At 70.6% G+C, this 14,930-nt stretch carries 13 protein-coding genes; 10 read left to right on the forward strand and 3 right to left on the reverse strand.

Features of this window, described 5'->3' with window-relative positions; translation table 11 throughout:
• The first annotated feature begins 52 nt into the window (after positions 1–52).
• From ACIRJP_RS13130 to thrS, 3 genes are all read left to right on the forward strand, one after another.
• Positions 53–619, forward strand: a complete 567-nt coding sequence (locus ACIRJP_RS13130) for a DUF4365 domain-containing protein (protein ID WP_404172110.1) — start codon at positions 53–55, stop codon at positions 617–619.
• Positions 619–1,902 carry a hypothetical protein gene (locus ACIRJP_RS13135; RefSeq protein ID WP_404172113.1) on the forward strand — a complete coding sequence of 428 codons (1,284 nt, stop codon included), beginning with the start codon at positions 619–621 and terminating at the stop codon, positions 1,900–1,902. The genes ACIRJP_RS13130 and ACIRJP_RS13135 overlap by 1 nt, the downstream gene beginning before the upstream one ends.
• A 139-nt stretch (positions 1,903–2,041) precedes the next feature.
• Positions 2,042–4,018 (forward strand): threonine--tRNA ligase, encoded by a 1,977-nt coding sequence (gene thrS / locus ACIRJP_RS13140; RefSeq protein WP_404172116.1) that lies wholly within the window; start codon positions 2,042–2,044, stop codon positions 4,016–4,018.
• Between the two features lie 33 nt (positions 4,019–4,051).
• Here thrS and ACIRJP_RS13145 read toward each other — a convergent pair whose 3' ends face one another.
• Positions 4,052–4,729 (reverse strand): potassium channel family protein, encoded by a 678-nt coding sequence (locus tag ACIRJP_RS13145; RefSeq protein ID WP_404172119.1) that lies wholly within the window; start codon positions 4,727–4,729, stop codon positions 4,052–4,054.
• Between the two features lie 66 nt (positions 4,730–4,795).
• On the opposite strand from ACIRJP_RS13145, the gene ACIRJP_RS13150 reads away from it, so the two are divergent.
• A complete protein-coding gene (locus ACIRJP_RS13150) occupies positions 4,796–5,356 on the forward strand; it encodes an HIT domain-containing protein (RefSeq protein WP_266735925.1) in 561 nt (186 codons plus the stop codon).
• A 149-nt stretch (positions 5,357–5,505) separates the two neighbouring features.
• On the opposite strand, the gene ACIRJP_RS13155 is transcribed toward ACIRJP_RS13150, so the two are convergent.
• Both ACIRJP_RS13155 and ACIRJP_RS13160 read right to left on the reverse strand, forming a co-directional pair.
• Positions 5,506–7,176 carry a hypothetical protein gene (locus ACIRJP_RS13155; protein WP_404172122.1) on the reverse strand — a complete coding sequence of 557 codons (1,671 nt, stop codon included), beginning with the start codon at positions 7,174–7,176 and terminating at the stop codon, positions 5,506–5,508.
• Between the two features lie 147 nt (positions 7,177–7,323).
• Positions 7,324–9,549 (reverse strand): elongation factor G-like protein EF-G2, encoded by a 2,226-nt coding sequence (locus ACIRJP_RS13160; RefSeq protein WP_404172125.1) that lies wholly within the window; start codon positions 9,547–9,549, stop codon positions 7,324–7,326.
• Between the two features lie 273 nt (positions 9,550–9,822).
• Here ACIRJP_RS13160 and pgsA point away from each other — a divergent pair, with 273 nt between their 5' ends.
• The 6 genes from pgsA (at position 9,823) to pdxT (ending at position 14,897) form a co-directional block, all read left to right on the forward strand.
• On the forward strand, positions 9,823–10,497 hold the full coding sequence (gene pgsA, locus ACIRJP_RS13165; protein ID WP_404172128.1) for a phosphatidylinositol phosphate synthase: 675 nt from the start codon (positions 9,823–9,825) through the stop codon (positions 10,495–10,497).
• Positions 10,494–11,429: a phosphatidylinositol mannoside acyltransferase gene (locus ACIRJP_RS13170; protein WP_404172131.1), complete on the forward strand. Its 936-nt coding sequence runs from the start codon at positions 10,494–10,496 to the stop codon at positions 11,427–11,429. The genes pgsA and ACIRJP_RS13170 overlap by 4 nt, the downstream gene beginning before the upstream one ends.
• Positions 11,426–12,586, forward strand: coding sequence for a glycosyltransferase family 4 protein (locus ACIRJP_RS13175; protein ID WP_383713951.1), 1,161 nt, complete (start codon positions 11,426–11,428; stop codon positions 12,584–12,586). Before ACIRJP_RS13170 ends, ACIRJP_RS13175 begins: the two co-directional genes overlap by 4 nt.
• Before the next feature lie 75 nt (positions 12,587–12,661).
• Positions 12,662–13,207 (forward strand): hypothetical protein, encoded by a 546-nt coding sequence (locus ACIRJP_RS13180; protein WP_266735915.1) that lies wholly within the window; start codon positions 12,662–12,664, stop codon positions 13,205–13,207.
• A 169-nt stretch (positions 13,208–13,376) separates the two neighbouring features.
• On the forward strand, positions 13,377–14,297 hold the full coding sequence (gene pdxS, locus ACIRJP_RS13185; protein ID WP_266735913.1) for a pyridoxal 5'-phosphate synthase lyase subunit PdxS: 921 nt from the start codon (positions 13,377–13,379) through the stop codon (positions 14,295–14,297).
• 6 nt (positions 14,298–14,303) lie between these two features.
• Entirely contained in the window at positions 14,304–14,897 is a 594-nt protein-coding gene (gene pdxT, locus ACIRJP_RS13190) for a pyridoxal 5'-phosphate synthase glutaminase subunit PdxT (RefSeq protein WP_404172136.1), read from the forward strand.
• Positions 14,898–14,930 lie beyond the last annotated feature (33 nt).

The raw sequence follows: 14,930 nt of genomic DNA on the forward strand, positions 1-14,930 counted from the left end.
GCTGCCCCCGACCGGAGAACCGATCGGCACAGCCCGGAAGGCACACGCAGCCATGGCGCTCGCGCAGCCCGAACCGAGCGGGCTGCTGTCACAGCGGTCCGAACCGCTGCGCGGCACACTCGCAACCACCGCCTGCATGGAGACGCTCCAGGTGGGCTATCTGCACGCGGTCGCGGCCGCGGCGGGGTGCTCCCTGTCGCAGCCCTTCCCCGACAACGGCATCGACTGGCACGTCAGCCACGGCGCGCCGGGCCATGCCGTGGACGACGAAGTGACCATAAAGGTCCAGCTCAAATGCACGTACCAGGTTGCGCCGAACCCGCCGGGGCCGACGTTCGCCTTCACGCTCGACAACGCCCACCTCGTCAAGCTCGCCCGGACACCGGTGTCGGTGCACAAGATCCTCGTGGTGATGATCGTGCCGCGCAGCCAGGACGACTGGCTGCGCGCCGGGCATGACCGGCTCGACCTGCGGCACTGCTGCTACTGGACCAACCTGGCCGGCCACGCGGTGACGGGCCGGCACCGGACCACCGTGCGGATCCCCACCTCGCGCATCTTCGACGACCGGGCGCTGTGCGAGATCATGACCCGCGTAGGGGCGGGAGGGAGACCTTGATGCACCGGCCGATGGGCACATACGACGACTACGGTGACTGCGCGGACGGAACGATCCCGTCAGCCACCCGCCCGCACCCCGCGGAGTCCGCGGGGCCCTGGTCCGATGCTCCCGGCCTCCAGGGAGGCGTCCCGGACCCGGCGCGGGTCGACCCCGCGGTCCTCGGCGCCCTGCTCGGCCGGCACGGCTGGCGGCGCCGGGGCGGGGCGGCCGGGCGCTACAGCCGGTGGACCCCGCCGGGCCCACCCGCCCCGCCCGGCGGCGGGACGAGCCTGTTGGTCCCCGACACCACCGCCTTCCCCGACAGCGAGGACCTCCTCGCCGAGGCGCTGACCGCGCTCGCCCGCAGCGCCGCACCCTCCGCCCGTGAGGTGCTGGTCTCGCTCGCCGTGCCCAGCGACGAGATCCGCTGGTGGCGAGAGGTCCCCGAGACGGTCGCGGGCGCGGCGGGCTGGACCGGGGCCGAGCGGCTGCACACGGCCGCCCGGCAGATACTGCTCGCCGGGGCCCTAGCCGTACGTGCGAACACCGGCTACCACGGCGCACGCCACCGCCGCAGGGCCAGGGCCGCGCTCGACGGCATCCTCGTCGGGCCCGCGCCCGGCGGCCGGGAGCTCGCCGCGTTCGTGCCGGTCGAACCGGGCCGGGCCGTCGCCGTACGGCTCCACCAGGCGCTGCACGCCGCCCGGGAGGCCGTGGACTACCAGCGGGCCACCGGCGGCTACGAAGCCTTCGACACCGCCGTCGAGGCGGGCGTCAGCCGGGAGCTGACCGAGGCCGTCGTCGCACTCGTCCAGGGCTCGGAAGGGGCCGGGATCGCCCTGGAGTGGGCGCCCGCCGCCGGTACCCCCGAGGGCTGCCCGGCCCGGCCCGAGCCGGTGGAGTTCTCCCCCGGCGATCTGCCGGCCCTGCGCCGGGCGGGCGCCCGCTACCTCCACGACGAGCCCGCCATGACGGTCCGGATCACCGGCGCCGTCGTCCGGATGCGCCGCTCGGCGCCGCGCGGCCCCGGGGTCGTGCGGCTGCGGGTGCTGGCGGGCGCCGAGGTGCCGCACGTACGGCTGGAGCTGGACGAGGAGGCGTACCGGATCGCCGGCCACGCCCATCTGGTGGGGCTGCCGATCCGGGTGGAGGGCAGGCTGGAGAGCCGCGGCGGCTTCCGGCGGCTGACGAGGACCTCGCACGTCGTGCCCGTGCAGGTCGACGAGGCGGAGCGGGACCGGCTGATGAAGTCGCTCCAGGAGAACGTCGACCTTTTCGAGGAGGCGTGCACCGGCGAATAGGGCGCTGGGGGAGGGCCCTGCGGGGGAGCGGTGGGGCCGGCTGCCCGAACCGTTTCGCAGAGGGGGCCCGCTCCTCGGTACGATTCGTATCGCACGCGCATTACGCATGCGTGCGTTCCCCCTGAGTCAGGAGAGACCGGTGTCAGACGTCCGTGTGATCATCCAACGCGATTCCGAGCGGGAAGAGCGCGTGGTGACGACGGGCACTACGGCAGCCGAGCTCTTCCCCGGCGAGCGCACCGTCGTCGCCGCCCGGGTCGCCGGTGAGCTGAAGGACCTCGCGTACGCAGTCGCCGACGGCGAGGTCGTCGAGCCCGTCGAGATCTCGTCCGAGGACGGCCTGAACATCCTGCGGCACTCCACCGCGCACGTCATGGCGCAGGCCGTGCAGCAGCTCTTCCCCGAGGCCAAGCTCGGCATCGGTCCGCCGGTCAAGGACGGCTTCTACTACGACTTCGATGTCGAGAAGCCCTTCACTCCCGAGGACCTCAAGGCCATCGAGAAGAAGATGCAGGAGATCCAGAAGCGGGGCCAGAAGTTCTCCCGCCGGGTCGTGACGGACGAGGCCGCCCGCGAGGAGCTGGCCGACGAGCCGTACAAGCTGGAGCTCATCGGAATCAAGGGCTCCGCGTCCTCGGACGACGGCGCGGACGTCGAGGTGGGTGGCGGCGAGCTGACCATCTACGACAACCTCGACCCGAAGACCGGCGACCTGTGCTGGAAGGACCTCTGCCGGGGCCCGCACCTGCCGACCACCCGGTTCATCCCGGCGTTCAAGCTGATGCGCAACGCCGCGGCGTACTGGCGGGGCAGCGAGAAGAACCCGATGCTCCAGCGCATCTACGGCACCGCCTGGCCCACCAAGGATGAGCTCAAGGCCCACCTGGAGTTCCTGGAGGAGGCCGCCAAGCGCGACCACCGCAAGCTCGGCAACGAGCTCGACCTCTTCTCCTTCCCGGACGAGATCGGCCCCGGTCTCGCGGTCTTCCACCCCAAGGGCGGCATCATCCGCCGCGCCATGGAGGACTACTCGCGCCGTCGGCACGAGGAGGAGGGCTACGAGTTCGTCTACTCCCCGCACGCCACCAAGGGCAAGCTCTTCGAGAAGTCCGGCCACCTGGACTGGTACGCCGACGGCATGTACCCGCCCATGCAGCTCGACGACGGGGTGGACTACTACCTCAAGCCGATGAACTGCCCGATGCACAACCTGATCTTCGACGCGCGCGGACGCTCCTACCGTGAACTGCCGCTGCGCCTCTTCGAGTTCGGCACGGTGTACCGGTACGAGAAGTCCGGCGTGGTGCACGGTCTGACCCGCTCCCGCGGCTTCACGCAGGACGACGCGCACATCTACTGCACCAAGGAGCAGATGGCCGAGGAGCTCGACCGGACGCTCACCTTCGTCCTGAACCTGCTCCGCGACTACGGTCTGACCGACTTCTACCTGGAGCTCTCCACCAAGGACCCGGAGAAGTTCGTCGGCTCCGACGAGATCTGGGAAGAGGCCACCGAGACGCTGCGCCAGGTCGCCGAGAAGCAGGGGCTGCCGCTGGTCCCGGACCCGGGCGGCGCCGCGTTCTACGGCCCGAAGATCTCGGTGCAGTGCAAGGACGCCATCGGCCGTACCTGGCAGATGTCGACCGTGCAGCTCGACTTCAACCTCCCGGAGCGCTTCGACCTGGAGTACACCGGCCCGGACGGCACCAAGCAGCGCCCGGTCATGATCCACCGTGCTCTGTTCGGTTCCATCGAACGCTTCTTCGCGGTGCTCCTGGAGCACTACGCGGGTGCGTTCCCGGTGTGGCTTGCCCCGGTCCAGGCGGTCGGCATCCCGATCGGCGACGCGCACATCCCGTACCTCCAGGAGTTCGCGGCCAAGGCACGGAAGAAGGGGCTGCGGGTCGACGTGGACGCCTCCTCCGACCGGATGCAGAAGAAGATCCGCAACCAGCAGAAGGCCAAGGTGCCCTTCATGATCATCGCGGGCGACGAGGACATGGCCAACGGCGCCGTCTCCTTCCGCTACCGCGACGGATCGCAGGAGAACGGCATCCCGGTCGAGGAAGCCATCGCCAAGATCCAGAAGGCCGTCGAGGACCGCGTCCAGGTCTGACCGACACATCGAAGGTGACAGGCCTCCGGAGAGCTACCCGCCCTCCGGGGGCCTCTTCTCGTCCTCCCGCCTGAAGACCTGGAGCAGCCACGACGAGAACGAACCCGTCACCGCCCCCAGCAGCGCCAGCCCGCACATCATCAGGCCCGCGGCGACGACCCGGCCGCCCGGAGTGATGGGCACCGCGTCCCCGTACCCCACCGTCGTGAGCGTCTCGCACGCCCACCACACCGCGTCGCCGAAGGTATGGATCGTGGAATCCGGGACCTTGTGCTCCTGGTGGTAGACCGCGAGCGACGCGGAGAAACCGAGCAGCAGGGAGGACGCGCCCGCGTAGCTGATCACACGGGCGTACAGGCTCAGCCGAGGCTGCTCCCGGCGCTGCTGGACCGCGGTGTAGACCCGGATCAGGCGCAGCGGCCGCAGCAGCGGAAGCAGCAGCACCAGCGTGTCCAGCCAGTGGATCCGGAAGAAGCGGTGGCGAAGGCCGCTGAGCCGGAACCGTACGACGTAGTCCGCCACGAAGACCAGCCAGGTGGCACCGACCAGGACCAGGGCGACGTCCCGCCAGGGCTCGGTGTCCTCGGGGACGAGGACGCGGACCGCGTAGCCGAGCAGGAAGAGCAGGGAGACGCCGAGGAGCGGCACCTCGGTGCGCTGCTCCCAGCGCCGGAGGCGTTCAGGGGTGGAGTCGGCGGCCCGGTCGCTCATCGCCTCAGCATCTCCGTACGCCGACGGGGGTGGCCCCGGCGACACGCACGCCGGGAGTGAAGCAATATGCTGATCGCCATGACGAGTGAGCCGGAGCAGCAGATCGGAGTGGGAACGCCCGACGCGTTCCAGCGCCTGTGGACGCCCCACCGGATGGCGTACATCCAGGGCGAGAACAAGCCGACCGGCCCGGAGGCCGGCGACGGCTGTCCGTTCTGCGGGATCCCGTCGAGTTCGGACGAGGACGGGCTCGTCGTCGCCCGGGGCAAGCACGTGTACGCCGTGCTGAACCTGTATCCGTACAACGGCGGCCATCTCATGGTGGTGCCGTACCGGCATGTCGCGGACTACACGGAGCTGGACGGTCCGGAGACCATGGAGCTGGCCGATTTCACCAAGCGGGCGATGGTGGCCCTGCGGACGGCCTCGGGGGCGCACGGATTCAACATCGGCATGAACCAGGGTTCGGTGGCGGGTGCCGGTATCGCGGCCCATCTGCACCAGCATCTGGTGCCGCGCTGGGGTGGTGACACCAACTTCATGCCGGTGGTCGGCCACACGAAGGTGCTGCCGCAGCTGCTCGCCGACACCCGCAAGATGCTGGCCGATGCCTGGCCGGAGGGCTGATCCCGTCAGTGGTTCGCGCGAGGGCCGCCCCGGCCGATCTCCGGCCGGGGCGGCCCTCGCGTCTGTCCGGCCCTGATCAGGGCAGGCCCCGTCGCGTCGGGGTGCCCGGTCCTGATCCGCCGGGCAGGCCCTCGCGTCGGGGTGACCGGCTACGCGTCGTACAGATCGGCCTTGCGCGGGGTCGGGTCCTGCACCGCGCCGCTCAGTATCATCGAGCGATTGTCGAAGCGCTCGGTGTCGACGCCGTTCTCGTCGAGGACGCGCAGGGCGGCGCTGTGGACGGCACGCAGTACCGGCGTCGCGGCCCGCATCGCGTCGTCCGCCATGAAGCGGTGGCGCCACGGCTTCTCGGCCCAGGCGTGGCGCAGGCCGAACGGCTCCGGCAGGGCGATCTTGCCGCCCAGGTAGTCCAGCAGCGGCGGGTACCAGGTGAACGGGGCGCGCAGGGCGAGCCGGACGACCTCGCTGGATTCGACCAGCGGAAGCGTGATGTCGCGGGTCTCCCAGAACCGGACGGTCTTGTTGACCGTCTTGGTCTTGGCCGCGGGCTTGCTGGTGAAGAGCGAGTGGACCGGGCCCAGCGCATGCCCGGTGACCTCGATGCGCAGGGTTTCGTAGAGCACCGTGACCGTGATCATCATCGTGATGACCAACTGGCCGTCCCAGAGGGTGAACTGGACCCCCAGATAGTGCCGGTCACCGCCGCCGAACTGCTGGTGATTGCAGATCCGCTGTATCTCGTGCGGCTTGACCTGGAAGGTGGCGACGTCCTCGCCGGCGGGGCGGGAGACCGAGTCGGCGTTCTCCCCGACGGGGGACACGATCCAGTGGGTGACCGACGGAGTGGGGAACCCGCCGGTGTTCAGCGGGCCGCGCTCCAGCACCTTGAGCTGGTCGTGGATGGCCCGGATCAGGTCCCAGCTGCGGAACTGGTGGAATTCCTTGCCGGGTTCCTTGGAGACGAGCTCCTCGGCCAGCTGCCAGCTGCCCCAGCGGGTGCCCATGCCGAGGATTCCCTTGGGGCCCGCGTAGAAGACCGAGTTGGACTGCTGCTCGGCGGTGAGCTTCTCCAGGCCCTGGCGGAGCGCCTCGCGGGAGGTCTCGTTGGGATTCTTCGGCACGGCTTCGGGGATCTTGGCGCTGACGCCGCCGCCGGAGAGCAGCCCTTCCCAACGGGCACGCATGTCCTTGGCGGAGGACTCGGCGATCCGTTTGGCGATGAACCAGCCGATGACGGGGGCCACGATCATCAGGCGGACGTAGAGCGCCAGGAATCCGGTGAGCGGCAGGCCCACCAGGAAGACCAGCGCCACGATGCCGATGATCGGGAGCAGCGCGCCGCCCAGGGCGGAGAGCGCCTTGTCCTTGGTGTTGCCGAGGTAGTCACGCAGCCGGAACGCGAGGACCCACAGGATCATGCCGGGCAGGAAGAGGAATCCGAACAGGGCGGTGACGGCGGTGAGTTTGGTGTCGCGGCTCTTGCGGAGGCGGGTCGCCGACAGGCAGTGCTCGACGACGGTCTGCGGGTCCGTACCGAAGGACTGGATGAGGGCCTTGCGGGCGCCGCCCAGCATGCGTTCCTGGACGGCGCGGGAGAACGCCTCGCCGAGATTGGGCTTGAAATAGTCGGACTTGAAGAGCTTGGAACGGCCCACCTTGACTTCGGACTTGTGCCACTCGCTGTTGGCGTCAAGGATCTTCTCCACCGGGCTGTCGCGGTACGCGGCGGAGGCGAGGGCGTTCGTCGCCACCGCCTGTCCGCCCGAACCCTGGAGCGGGATCTGCGCTCCGGGAGAGAAATCGAATCCGTCGCTGGCCACTGTCGCCCCCACTCGCCGCCGAGGAACTGCTCCTGCGGCTGTTTCCCAACTGCCGTGCCTGGCACACCTTCTGAGCTGGGACCAAAGCGTATCGTCCGGATCGCTGCGCCGCCCGCCCCTGTGGACAAAGACGGGCGGCATGGCCGGTCACGAGTCGATCGGGTTGTTCTCCTGCTGTCCCCGGAGGCGTTCGGCGAGCTGCGGGGGCATCGCTTCGTGCCGGGCGTACGCCCGGTCGAACCGGCCGGCGCCATGGGAGAGGGAGCGCAGGTCGACCGCGTACCTGCCGATCTCCAGCTCGGGCACCTCGGCCCGTACGAGGGTGCGGCCGGCGCCGGACTGCTCGGTTCCGATCACTCTGCCGCGCCGCCCGGACAGATCGCTCATCACCGGCCCGACATAGTCGTCGGGGACCAGGACCCGGATCTCGGCGACGGGTTCGAGCAGCTGGATGCGGGTGTCCGCGGCGGCCTCGCGCAGGGCCAGCGCGCCCGCGGTCTGGAACGCCGCGTCGGAGGAGTCGACCGAATGCGACTTGCCGTCCCGCAGCGTGATGCGCACGTCGACGAGCGGATGGCCGGCCGCGACGCCGCGGGCGGCCTGGGCGCGCACGCCCTTCTCGACGGACGGGATGAACTGACGGGGCACCGCTCCGCCGACCACCTTGTCGACGAATTGGATGCCCGACCCCGCGGGCAGCGGCTCCACGTCGATCTCGCAGATGGCGTACTGGCCGTGGCCGCCGGACTGCTTCACATGCCGGCCGCGCCCGGTCGACGGGGCGGCGAAGGTCTCGCGGAGCGACACCTTGTGCGGTACGGCGTCTACCTGGACGCCGTACCGGCTGCGCAACCGGTCCAGCGCCACGTCCTGGTGGACCTCGCCCAGGCACCACAGCACCACCTGGTGGGTGTCCTGGTTCTGTTCCAGACGCATGGTCGGATCCTCGGCGACCAGCCGGGCGAGCCCCTGGGAGAGCTTGTCCTCGTCCGCCTTGCTGTGCGCCTCGATCGCGAGCGGAAGCAGCGGGTCCGGCGTAGTCCAGGGCTCCAGCAGCAGCGGCAGCTCCGGGGCGGAGAGGGTGTCCCCGGTCTCGGCGCCGCCCAGCTTGGCGACGCTGACCAGATCCCCCGCGCCGCACGCGGTGACCGGGCGTTGCTGCTTGCCGAACAGGGAGGAGAGCGAGCCCACGCGGACCTCGGCCTCGTGGAAGGGGCGGGGCTCGTGGCCGGGGTCGGTGAGGCCGTGGCCGAAGATGTGGACGGTCTCGTCGGGACGCAGGGTGCCGGAGAAGACACGTACCAGCGAGACCCGGCCGACGTACGGGTCGGAGGCCGTCTTGACGACCTCGGCGAGGAGCGGGCCGTCGGGGTCGCAGGTCAGGTCCGGCCGTGACGCCCCGTGCAGGGGGGTGATGTCGGGGAGTGGGTGCTCCAGCGGGGTCGGGAAGCCGCCGGTGATCAGGTCCAGCAGCTCGACGGTGCCGATGCCCTGGCGGCCATCCGGGGCGGCGGGGGCCGCGGTGAGGACGGGATGGAAGGAGCCCCGGGCCACGGCGCGCTCCAGATCGTCGACGAGTGTCTTGATGTCGACCTCGGCCCCGTCGAGGTAGCGGTCCATCAGGGTCTCGTCCTCGCTCTCGGCGATGATCCCCTCGACCAGCCGGTTGCGGGCCTCCTGGAGCGCCGGCCGCTGGCCGTCGGCGGGCGGGTTCTCCCGGCGCTCGCCCGAGGAGTAGTCGAAGATCCGCTGGCTGAGGAGGCCGGTGAGCCCGGTGAGCGGGGCGTGCCCGTCGGCGCCCTCGGCGCCGTGGACGGGCAGATAGAGCGGGAGCACCGCGTCGGGGTCGTCGCCGCCGAACAGCTTGCCGCAGATCCTGGTCATCTCGTCGAACGGGGTGCGTGCCGTGTCCAAGTGGGTGACGACGATGGCGCGCGGCATGCCGACGGCCGCGCACTCCTCCCAGACGGCCCGGGTCGCGCCCGCCACCGCGTCGGCCTCCTGGGCGGCGGACACGATGAAAAGGGCCGCGTCCGCCGCCCGCAGACCGGCCCTGAGTTCCCCGACGAAATCGGCGTAGCCGGGGGTGTCCAGAAGATTGATCCGGTACCCGCCCCAGTCGACGGGGACCACGGAGAGCTGTACGGAGCGCTGCTGGCGGTGTTCGATCTCGTCGTAGTCGGAGACGGTGGCGCCGTCCTCGACCCGGCCGGCCCGGTTGACCGCGCCCGCGGTCTGCGCGAGGGCCTCGACGAGGGTGGTCTTTCCGGAGCCGCTGTGGCCGACCAGCACCACATTCCGTACGGATGAGGGCCGGCCGGCCGTCGCTGCCCTGCCGGCGGCCCCGGTGTGTGCGTGTGCCTTGTCGCCCATGATGCGTGCCTCCCAGGTATTGGTGCGAAGCGGAGGAAATACCGACGCGATGTGGGGAGTGGGAAGAGCTGTACGGGCACTGGGGAGCCGCCGCGGCGGCTGCGCGCGACGCCCGCGGTAATTCGAGCTTTCCACCAGGGCCGGGCCGCGTCCATACATGGCACTGCGCGGCGCGACGCCGGGTGCCCGGACGGTGGACTCCGGCGGGCGTGACTACGATGGGCCAGCCGGTGGCCGTAGGGGCCGCTCGGCCCACCGACCCTCGGGAAGGCCATGCTGAACAAGTACGCGCGTGCATTTTTTACGCGTGTCCTCACACCGTTCGCCGCACTGCTGCTCCGCCTCGGCGTGAGCCCTGACGCGGTCACTCTGATCGGTACGGCCGGGGTGATGGCAGGTGCGCTGGTCTTCTTCCCGATGGGGGAGTTCTTCTGGGGCACGATCGTCATCACGATCTTCGTCTTCTCCGACCTCGTCGACGGGAACATGGCCCGGCAGGCCGGTATCTCCAGCCGCTGGGGCGCGTTCCTGGATTCGACCCTGGACCGGGTCGCCGACGGGGCGATCTTCGGTGGATTCGCGCTCTGGTACGCGGGCAACGGCGACGACAACGCGCTCTGCGCGGTCGCGATCTTCTGTCTGGCCAGCGGCCAGGTGGTCTCGTACACGAAGGCGCGCGGCGAGTCGATCGGACTGCCGGTGGCGGTCAACGGTCTCGTGGAGCGCGCCGAGCGGCTGGTGATCTCGCTGGTCGCGGCCGGCGTCGCGGGCCTGCACAAGTTCGGCGTCCCCGGTATCCAGGTCGTGCTGCCGATCGCGCTGTGGATCGTCGCCGTGGGCAGCCTGGTGACGCTGGTGCAGCGGGTCGTGACCGTGCGCCGCGAGTCCGCCGAGGCCGATGCGGCCGAGGCCGCCGCCGCGGGGCCGGGGAGCGGGACCGACCGGTGAGCGACGACCCGGCACAGCCGCGCGAGGGCCTGCGGGACCGTCTGACCGACGGGCTGTACGGGCTCGGCTGGAGCGCCGTCAAGAAGCTCCCCGAGCCGGTCGCCCGGACACTCTTCCGCACCATCGCCGACCAGGTGTGGAAGCGGCGCGGCAAGAGTGTGCTGCGGCTGGAGTCGAATCTGGCACGGGTCGTGCCCGAGGCGTCACCGGCCCGGCTGGCCGAGCTCTCCAAGGCCGGGATGCGCTCGTACATGCGCTACTGGATGGAGTCGTTCCGGCTGCCCACCTGGAGTCCGGCACGGATCAAGGCGTCCATAGACGTGACAGACGCGCACCGGCTGACCGACGGCCTCGACGCCGGCAGCGGCGTCATCCTCGCCCTGCCGCACCTGGCGAACTGGGACCTGGCGGGAGCCTGGGTCACCACCGATCTCGAGGTGCCCTTCACCACGGTCGCCGAGCGCCTCAAGCCCGAGACCCTGTACGACCGGTTCGTGGCCTACCGCGAGGGGCTCGGCATGGAGGTCCTGCCGCACAGCGGCGGGGCGGCCTTCGGCACCCTGGCGAGGCGGCTGCGGGCAGGCGGTCTTGTCTGCCTGGTCGCCGACCGCGATCTGTCCGCCTCAGGCGTCGAGGTGACGTTCTTCGGCGACACCGCGCGGATGCCCGCCGGGCCCGCGCTGCTGGCCCAGCAGACCGGTGCGCTGCTGCTGCCGGTGACGCTGAGCTATGACGACACGCCCGTGATGAAGGCGCGGATCCATCCGCCGGTCGCGGAACCCGAGTCAGGTGACCGCACGGAGAAGACATCCTCGATGACACAGGCGCTGGCCGATGCCTTCGCCGTCGGAATCGCCGATCATCCGGAGGACTGGCACATGCTGCAACGGCTCTGGCTCGCCGATCTGGAGCCCCGGGAGGACCGGACGTGAAGATCGGCATCGTCTGCCCGTACTCCTGGGACGTACCGGGCGGTGTGCAGTTCCACATCCGGGACCTGGCCGAGCACCTGATCCGGCTGGGCCACCAGGTGTCCGTGCTGGCGCCCGCCGACGACGAGACGCCGCTGCCGCCGTATGTGGTGTCGGCGGGCCGGGCCGTGCCCGTCCCGTACAACGGCTCCGTCGCCAGGCTGAACTTCGGCTTCCTCTCGGCCGCCCGGGTGCGCCGCTGGCTCCACGACGGCACCTTCGACGTGATCCACATCCACGAGCCGACCTCGCCGTCGCTGGGGCTGCTCGCCTGCTGGGCAGCGCAGGGCCCGATCGTCGCCACGTTCCACACGTCCAACCCCCGCTCCCGGGCCATGATCGCGGCGTACCCGATCCTCCAGCCCGCACTGGAGAAGATCAGTGCGCGCATCGCGGTGAGCGAGTACGCGCGCCGCACCCTGGTCGAGCACCTGGGGGGCGACGCGGTCGTCATCCCGAACGGGGTCGATGTCGGCTTCTTCGCCGCCGCCGAGCCCAAGGCCGAGTGGCAGGGCGGGACGATCGGCTTCATCGGGCGCATCGACGAGCCCCGCAAGGGCCTGCCGGTCCTGATGCGGGCACTGCCCGCGATCCTCGACGCCCGCCCGGACACCCGGCTGCTGGTGGCCGGCCGGGGCGACGAGGAGGAGGCCGTCGCCTCGCTGCCCGGGGCGATGCGTGAGCGGGTCGAATTCCTCGGCATGGTGAGCGACGAGGACAAGGCGCGGCTGCTGCGCAGCGTCGATGTGTACGTGGCGCCCAACACCGGGGGCGAGAGTTTCGGGATCATCCTGGTCGAGGCCATGTCGGCCGGTGCGCCGGTCCTCGCCAGCGACCTGGACGCGTTCGCGCAGGTGCTGGACCTGGGCGCGGCGGGCGAACTCTTCGCCAACGAGGACGCGGACGCGCTGGCCGCGGCGGCGATCCGGCTGCTCGGGGACCCGGAGCGGCGCGCGGAGCTGCGCGAGCGGGGCACCGCGCATGTGCGCCGGTTCGACTGGTCGACGGTCGGGGCGGACATCCTCGCGGTGTACGAGACGGTGACGGACGGCGCGGCCTCGGTGGCGGCCGACGAACGCACTGGGCTGCGCGCACGGTTCGGTCTGGCGCGGGAGTAGCGGACCGGGGGCCGAGGTCCCGGCCCGTACCCGGACCGCCACGCCGTCCGCGCCCCGACGGTAGCCTTGCCGCCCGTGATCGAAACCCTCATCTGGATCGCCGTCGCGATCGTCGCGATCGGTATGTACCTCAGCTGGACCGCCGGACGGCTGGACCGGCTGCACACCCGCATCGACGCCGCACGGGCCGCCCTCGACGCCCAACTCCTGCGCCGTGCGTCGGTCACCCAGGAACTGGCCACCTCGGGTGTGCTCGATCCGGCCGCCTCCATCGTCCTGTACGAGGCGGCGCACGCCGCCCGCCAGGCGGAGGAGGAGCACCGCGAGGTCGCGGAGAGCGAACTGAGCGCCGCGCTGCGGGCGGTCTTCGGCGAGACGGCGCAGGTGGAGGCCGTGAAGGAGATCCCCGGCGGTGAGGAGGCGGCGCTCGAACTCGCCGCCGCCGTGCGCCGTGTCCCGATGGCCCGGCGGTTCCACAACGACGCGGTGCGCGCGGCGCGCGCGCTGCGCCGGCACCGCAAGGTGCGGTGGTTCCGGCTGGCCGGACACGCCCCCTTCCCGCTGGCCTTCGAGATGGACGACGAACCCCCGGTGGCCCTGGCGGACCGCCCCGTCAGCTGACCGGAACGCCGCATTCGCACGTGACGGGGGCCACATGTCATCCCGTACGGGTTCAAAACGATCCACCGGCCTGCCATTGGCCCTTGCAGTGGACTGTTCCCGGAGAGTTTGCTCAGCACTGCGCCAAGCAGCGCTTCTCAGCAACTTTTTCTCCGAGTGAGGTCGATCGATGTCCACGCTTCCCACCACCCCGCAGTCCGCAGACTCCCCGGCCACCGGCACCGCGCGCGTCAAGCGCGGCATGGCCGAGCAGCTCAAGGGCGGCGTGATCATGGACGTCGTCAACGCCGAGCAGGCGAAGATCGCCGAGGACGCGGGCGCCGTGGCCGTCATGGCCCTGGAGCGGGTTCCGGCCGACATCCGCAAGGACGGTGGCGTGGCCCGGATGTCGGACCCGAACATGATCGAGGAGATCATCGAGGCCGTCTCCATCCCGGTGATGGCGAAGTCGCGTATCGGCCACTTCGTCGAGGCCCAGGTCCTTCAGTCCCTCGGCGTCGACTACATCGACGAGTCCGAGGTCCTGACCCCGGCCGACGAGGTCAACCACAGCGACAAGTTCGCCTTCACCACCCCGTTCGTCTGCGGCGCCACCAACCTGGGCGAGGCGCTGCGCCGGATCGCCGAGGGGGCGGCCATGATCCGCTCGAAGGGCGAGGCCGGCACCGGCAACGTCGTCGAGGCCGTCCGCCACCTGCGCCAGATCAAGAACGAGATCGCCCGCCTGCGCGGCTACGACAACAACGAGCTGTACGCCGCCGCCAAGGAGCTCCGCGCCCCGTACGAGCTGGTCAAGGAGGTCTCGGAGCTCGGCAAGCTGCCCGTCGTGCTGTTCTCCGCGGGCGGTGTCGCCACCCCCGCCGACGCCGCGCTGATGCGCCAGCTCGGCGCCGAGGGCGTCTTCGTCGGCTCCGGCATCTTCAAGTCCGGCGACCCGGCCAAGCGCGCCGCCGCGATCGTGAAGGCCACCACCTTCTACGACGACCCGAAGATCATCGCGGACGCCTCCCGGAACCTGGGCGAGGCCATGGTCGGCATCAACTGCGACACCCTGCCCGAGGCCGAGCGCTACGCCAACCGCGGCTGGTAGTCACTGATGAGCGACACCCCTGTGATCGGAGTCCTGGCTCTCCAGGGCGACGTACGGGAACACCTGATCGCCCTGGCCTCGGCTGATGCCCTGGCCAGGCCGGTCCGGCGTCCCGAGGAACTCGCCGAGGTGGACGGCCTGGTCATCCCCGGTGGCGAGTCCACCACGATGTCCAAGCTCGCGTCCCTGTTCGGCATGCTGGAACCGCTGCGCGAGCGGGTACGGGCCGGAATGCCGGTCTACGGCACCTGCGCCGGAATGATTCTGCTCGCCGACAAGATCCTCGACCCGCGTTCGGACCAGGAGACGGTCGGCGGGATCGACATGATCGTGCGCCGTAACGCCTTCGGACGGCAGAACGAGTCCTTCGAGGCGGCTGTCGAGGTCGCCGGCATCGAGGGCGGACCCGTGGAGGGCGTGTTCATCCGCGCCCCCTGGGTGGAGTCGGTCGGCGCCCAGGCCAAGGTGGTGGCGGAGCACGATGGTCATATCGTCGCCGTACGTCAGGGAAACGCCCTGGCCACGTCGTTCCACCCGGAATTGACCGGAGACCATCGCGTTCACGCGTTGTTCGTGGAGATGGTGCGCGCAGTCGGCTGACTCGATCCCGGTAGGATCTCTCGGGTTCGAATC

It is taken from the genome of Streptomyces sp. NPDC102437, assembly GCF_044765565.1.
In the GTDB taxonomy this organism is placed as follows: domain Bacteria; phylum Actinomycetota; class Actinomycetes; order Streptomycetales; family Streptomycetaceae; genus Streptomyces.

Excerpts from the sequence above, each read along its gene's own strand:
- ACIRJP_RS13130 (WP_404172110.1), top strand. The coding sequence starts at position 53 with ATGGCGCTCGCGCAGCCCGAACCGAGCGGGCTGCTGTCACAGCGGTCC.
- ACIRJP_RS13135 (WP_404172113.1), top strand. The coding sequence starts at position 619 with ATGCACCGGCCGATGGGCACATACGACGACTACGGTGACTGCGCGGAC.
- ACIRJP_RS13145 (WP_404172119.1), bottom strand. The coding sequence starts at position 4,729 with ATGAGCGACCGGGCCGCCGACTCCACCCCTGAACGCCTCCGGCGCTGG.
- ACIRJP_RS13150 (WP_266735925.1), top strand. The coding sequence starts at position 4,796 with ATGCTGATCGCCATGACGAGTGAGCCGGAGCAGCAGATCGGAGTGGGA.
- ACIRJP_RS13160 (WP_404172125.1), bottom strand. The coding sequence starts at position 9,549 with ATGGGCGACAAGGCACACGCACACACCGGGGCCGCCGGCAGGGCAGCG.
- pgsA (WP_404172128.1), top strand. The coding sequence starts at position 9,823 with ATGCTGAACAAGTACGCGCGTGCATTTTTTACGCGTGTCCTCACACCG.
- pdxS (WP_266735913.1), top strand. The coding sequence starts at position 13,377 with ATGTCCACGCTTCCCACCACCCCGCAGTCCGCAGACTCCCCGGCCACC.
- pdxT (WP_404172136.1), top strand. The coding sequence starts at position 14,304 with ATGAGCGACACCCCTGTGATCGGAGTCCTGGCTCTCCAGGGCGACGTA.